Origin of the sequence: Oceanisphaera sp. (assembly GCF_052084945.1) — a bacterium.
GTDB lineage: Bacteria > Pseudomonadota > Gammaproteobacteria > Enterobacterales > Aeromonadaceae > Oceanimonas.
Genome location: NZ_JBQDEX010000030.1, coordinates 18,578 through 23,379, shown reverse-complemented (window position 1 = coordinate 23,379; position 4,802 = coordinate 18,578). Strand labels below are relative to the sequence as shown.

7 protein-coding genes are annotated in these 4,802 nt (G+C 46.4%); 3 read left to right on the top strand and 4 right to left on the bottom strand.

What is annotated here, in order from left to right; genetic code table 11:
• Positions 1-58 precede the first annotated feature (58 nt).
• Together ACTHY5_RS04565 and ACTHY5_RS04560 are read right to left on the bottom strand one after the other, a co-directional pair.
• On the bottom strand, positions 59-274 hold the full coding sequence (locus ACTHY5_RS04565) for a SlyX family protein (protein WP_441877007.1): 216 nt from the start codon (positions 272-274) through the stop codon (positions 59-61).
• The gene (locus ACTHY5_RS04560; protein WP_441877004.1) at positions 267-1,358 is read right to left on the bottom strand and encodes a WD40 repeat domain-containing protein; all 1,092 of its coding nucleotides are present in this window, start codon (positions 1,356-1,358) and stop codon (positions 267-269) included. Before ACTHY5_RS04560 ends, ACTHY5_RS04565 begins: the two co-directional genes overlap by 8 nt.
• An 83-nt stretch (positions 1,359-1,441) precedes the next feature.
• Here ACTHY5_RS04560 and fkpA point away from each other — a divergent pair, with 83 nt between their 5' ends.
• Positions 1,442-2,272, top strand: a complete 831-nt coding sequence (gene fkpA, locus ACTHY5_RS04555; protein WP_441877001.1) for an FKBP-type peptidyl-prolyl cis-trans isomerase — start codon at positions 1,442-1,444, stop codon at positions 2,270-2,272.
• Positions 2,273-2,302: 30 nt separating this feature from the next.
• Here fkpA and ACTHY5_RS04550 read toward each other — a convergent pair whose 3' ends face one another.
• Positions 2,303-2,656 carry a GIY-YIG nuclease family protein gene (locus tag ACTHY5_RS04550; protein WP_441876998.1) on the bottom strand — a complete coding sequence of 118 codons (354 nt, stop codon included), beginning with the start codon at positions 2,654-2,656 and terminating at the stop codon, positions 2,303-2,305.
• Positions 2,657-2,708: 52 nt separating this feature from the next.
• Here ACTHY5_RS04550 and ACTHY5_RS04545 point away from each other — a divergent pair, with 52 nt between their 5' ends.
• Complete coding sequence (locus tag ACTHY5_RS04545) at positions 2,709-3,419, top strand: SIMPL domain-containing protein (RefSeq protein ID WP_441876995.1); 711 nt, start codon at positions 2,709-2,711, stop codon at positions 3,417-3,419.
• A 189-nt stretch (positions 3,420-3,608) separates the two neighbouring features.
• Here the strand turns inward: ACTHY5_RS04545 and ACTHY5_RS04540 are convergent, their stop codons facing one another.
• On the bottom strand, positions 3,609-4,058 hold the full coding sequence (locus tag ACTHY5_RS04540) for a protein-disulfide reductase DsbD domain-containing protein (RefSeq protein ID WP_441876992.1): 450 nt from the start codon (positions 4,056-4,058) through the stop codon (positions 3,609-3,611).
• Positions 4,059-4,271: 213 nt separating this feature from the next.
• On the opposite strand from ACTHY5_RS04540, the gene ACTHY5_RS04535 reads away from it, so the two are divergent.
• Entirely contained in the window at positions 4,272-4,742 is a 471-nt protein-coding gene (locus tag ACTHY5_RS04535; protein WP_441876989.1) for an FxsA family protein, read from the top strand.
• The last annotated feature ends 60 nt before the right edge of the window (positions 4,743-4,802 follow it).

Below are 4,802 nucleotides of genomic sequence, written 5' to 3'. Positions count from 1 at the left end.
GCATCGCCGTCTATCTGTAGGAATCCCCTTCCTTTAGGGAGGGGAGGATGTCAAAGTATTAGTAATGTGGTGGTGGCGGCTCTTCACCTGGAGTATCAGTTTGGTTGTGCTGCCAATCTTTAAGCTTATTCACCATCAGATTCAATTGTTCTTTAAGCCGTGCGGTTTCGTAACCCTGAGTGGTAATCTCTTGGTTTAATTGCTCTATGGTGTCGTCTTGAAAGGCAAGTCGCGTTTCAAGCTGTTCTAATCGTTCGATAATGTCGTTATTCATTTGATTCTCTTGAGGACGTTAAATCGAGATCCCATACTTCGCCTAAGCCAGAAGAACTCACGCTATAGACTTGGCGTGAATTGATAAAGGCGACATCAAATACCATGGCACTGGCGGGGCGAAGTTGAGTGTGAGTGCCCACTTGCCACTCTTGTAATAGCTGGCCTGTGTCTAGCTGCCAGAGCTCTAGGCGACGAGAGGTGCTGCCCGTTAGTAATTGATTACTACTGGGGTTTAATCGGGCACTGACAAAGGTTTGTCCGCGATAGGGCACTTGAAGGCGAGCGATGAGCTTGCCTGAGGGCAGGGCGTGTACCTCGCCTTGTCCTTGTGCATCGCCGCTAAAGGCGAGTTTGCCCTTGGGCCCTAGGCGCGCCACAGTAATGCTATTTTCGTGTTGCCACTGGCTAATGACCTCGGCGTCTGTGGTTTGCCATAAGAGTACGTGCCCATCTTCGCTGGCGGTAAGGGCGTAACGGCCATTGGCTGATAAATCGACGGCATTAATACGCCGATTGCGACTTGAGGGTTCTGGCTCTACAGGCTCAGTATTCAGGCCGCTTTGTCTAAGTTGTTCTGCTTGCTGATGCCCCATAAACAATAAGCGTCGGCGGTTGATAAAATCAATAAACTCTACGCTGCCATCTTGATAGCCCAAAAGTAAACTATGGCCATTATCCGCTAGGGCCAATGCGCGTAACGGTTGTTTTAGTTGATAAAATCCTTGGTTTTTACCATCAAGCAGTGACCATAAGGCCACGGTTGTTTCTGTGGCTGTCGCCGCATTATGGTTATCTGGCGAGATGGCGTGTAGCAAAACACTGTCGCTTGGCTCACCTTGGCGCCAGCGGTAAATGGGTTCATTTACTCCCTTTTGCCACACTTGCACCAGGTTTCCTCCTGCTGCAATCAAGGTAAACTGACCATTAGCGCTGGTGTTAGCAGCAATTACTGAGCCGGTGGCGTATTTATGCTGCTTAGTAGCTACGCTTGCACCATCGCAGCCCGAGATCAGTAAAAAAATGACGCATAGCATCATGCGTAGCTGAGGGTTGAGCTTTTTTATAGTTTTGGGCTTTCGCATCACCAGCCTGAGACGGTAGTATAGGTTTGAATTTGTAAGCATCTCATTTTCCATGGGAATTTTCCCCTGTTCTGGAGCAAATAATGAAAAAACTGTTACAAGTCAGTTTGCTGGCCTCAGCGGTCGTTGTAGGGCTGAGTGGTTGTAATGATGATAAGGCGTCTGCGCCGGCCTCTGATGCATCTAAAACAGCAGTAGAGAAAACAGCGCCTGAGCTGACCAGCTTTGAAGCAAAATCAGCCTACGCCATTGGTTTGTCTATGGGACGCTACATTGGCTCAACACTTGAAAAACAGCAAGAGCTGGGTGTTGATCTTGATAATGACACCATTTTAAGTGGTGTGCGCGATGGCTTTACCGAAAACGGCCAAATGAGCGATGAAGAAATACAAACTGCGCTCACCGCTTATGATGAGCATATTAATGAGCTTATTGAAGCACAAAACCAAGAAGAAGCAGCGGCTACGCTAAAAGAAGGCACTGAGTTTCTTGAGAAAAACGCCAAGCTTGACGGTGTCACTGTGACTGAGTCGGGCCTGCAATATAAAGTGCTGAGCGAAGGTGAAGGTGATAAACCAAAAGCGGAAGACGTTGTTACAGTACACTATACTGGCACTCTAGTAGACGGCACTACCTTTGATAGTTCAGTTGAGCGTGGTGAGCCTGCAAGCTTCCCACTGAATCAAGTAATCCCAGGCTGGACCGAAGGGGTACAATTAATGCCAGTGGGCGCTAAGTACCAGTTTGTGATCCCTGCTGAACTGGGTTACGGCGAAGCTGGGGCTGGGACAATTCCTGGTAACGCGGTATTAGTATTTGAAGTGGAACTGCTTGACATTAAAGCCACAGACCAGCCTAAAGCTGAATCTGAAGAAGATGAAAAGGCACCCGCTGAAGCAGCATCGGCCGAATAAAAACTCCGAGCTTATCTTATTTACGGCGCCTTAAGGCGCCGTTTTTATTGTTTCTTGTAGCTCAATCCACAGTTGTTCTTCTTGTAGTAAGCGCTCTTTACGGGCTTTTGTCAGTCGTTTAAGCCGATATTCAAGTTGCAATGCTTGGGTGTGGTTGAAGACGGCTCGTTGCCATACCAGTAACGCTGGGCGGCGTGCCCATACATAGCGAGAAGCACGAGAGGCCTGCTGATTATGTTCTATGCAACGGCGTCTAGGATCCAAGCTAATACCAGTATATAGGCTGCCATCATGACAGCGTAATAAATACAGGTACCATTGTGTGGGTGAGTTTATAGACTCAGTTAACGGCGCTAACGTGCATTTAGGATCAATATCAGGCATAAACGATGTGATGAGTTATTAACATAATATGCAATCATAACGAGGTATTGTGATGAATAAAAATAATCTTGGTCCCGCACTTGCGCTGGGGGTTACCTTAGCGGTCGGCCTTATATGGAGCGGCAGTTACTTAAAAGATGCGGTGACACTGTGGAAGCAAGCCGATAGATTAGTATCAGTAAAAGGGCTAGCAGAGCGAGAAGTAGAGGCTGATTTAGTGTTATGGCCGATTAGCTTTTCAGTTTCTGCCGACAGCTTAGAACATTTGTATCAGGCAGTGGATGCCGATAAAAATAAAATTAGCACCTTTTTAACACAAGCGGGGTTTACTGTTTCAGAGTTAAGCTTTGCCGCGCCTGTGGTGCAAGATTTGTGGGCAAACCAATATGGCGATGGTCGCCCACCATTACGTTATAAGGCGGATGCGGTATTACTCGTACGCACCCAGCAAGTAGATCGTGTGAAAAAAACACAGCCTGAATCTGCAAAGTTAGTAAGCCAAGGCATACTGTTAACGCAAAGCTATGAGCACAAAGTTCAGTATATATTTACTCAGTTAAACGACATAAAGCCACAAATGATAGCGGACGCGACTGCCAATGCTCGCCAAGCCGCGGCCCAGTTTGCTGACGATGCAGGTGCAAAAGTAGGCAGTATTCGCTCGGCTCAGCAGGGGTATTTTTCGGTCTCAGATCTTGATTCTTATACGCCCGAGACTAAAAAGCTCAGAGTGGTTACCAATGTTGAGTATTCACTGGAGTAAGGGGGAAGCAGCGCTTAAAGGCAGCTGTCAGTTAAAGAAAAACACCCTTGCCTTAGGCCGTCATGCTGGTATCTCGCTTTTATGTTTTAAAGACTAAACCGAGATCCTGACTTTCGTCAGGATGACGGCTGAAGACAGCGGCGAGCTTAAAAACGCGGTACCTTTGCGGTCAGCGTAAGGCGTATAGCGTTATTTTAAGGCTATCTGAATGGTTTGGGGGGGATAACATAGGCCAGTGGTACAGCCCTGATAATGCACTGCAACTGAGCCACCTTTTGCTACCGATTTAAGCGGCACCTCAAGCTTTAGTTGCTGATAATACACTTGGCTTTTGCCAAAGTACTCATCTTCGTGCGGCGTACCTTGAGGTAAGGTCCAATCACCTAATTCGGTATCATTAGCCGAGACATTTATGGTGTGACGATATAAATAATAGTCAGGTTGAATAGCAAAGTGTAGCTCTAGCACAGACTGAGCTTGTTGGTAAGTGAGAACAAAGGCTTGATCGACGGGTAAAAAATCACTACGAGCAGGCGCCTGTTCTGTGTTATTTAAACCTAACCAGTCGAATAGCCCGGCCTGAACCGGCAAGGCGACCAAGGACGCCGCCAAAAAAAAGGGCGTGAATAATGCATTCATCGTCAAAAGCTTCGCAGTAGGGGGCATAAATCACCTTTCACACATTAAGATGCTTGTTACTATAGCCCTGCTATAAGGTAAGATCACTGAGGTGATTTGAAAAAGATAATTTTAGTCCCCATATCTATATATTCACCCTAAATAAGTGTCAATGTGGCGCGAGATGAGGTTTTAGTGGGTAAGATTTTTTTACTATTTATTGCAGCGACTCTGATGGAAATTTTTGTTTTTATTGAGGTTGGCTCAGAAATTGGTGCTTTAAGTACCATAGCACTGATTGTATTAACCGCTGTTGTGGGAATAAGCTTAGTGCGCATTCAAGGTTTTCAGACGTTAATGGAAGCCCAGCGTAAAATTAACTTAGGTGAAACACCGGCGCGAGAGATGTTAGCAGGCATGATGCTGGCACTCAGTGGGGTATTATTACTCTTGCCAGGCTTTGTCTCTGATATTGGTGGTGTACTTTTGTTGTTACCTCCTGTACGTAATATATTGGTTGAACGTTTTATTGGTCGAGTTAACGTATCAGGAAACACCCCTCATCAAGGTCATACCTTTGATGGCAGTTATCACACAGCCGATGATAGCGAGCAACAAGAACGTCTAGATTCCTATTTAAATCAGTCTCAAAATAAAGAAGGCACCACTTTTGAAGGTGACTTTAAGCGTAAAGACGATAAATGATTACAGCGCCGAGTACCCAGCGACTAGCACCAAGCTAACGGCTAACACCTACGGGAAGGG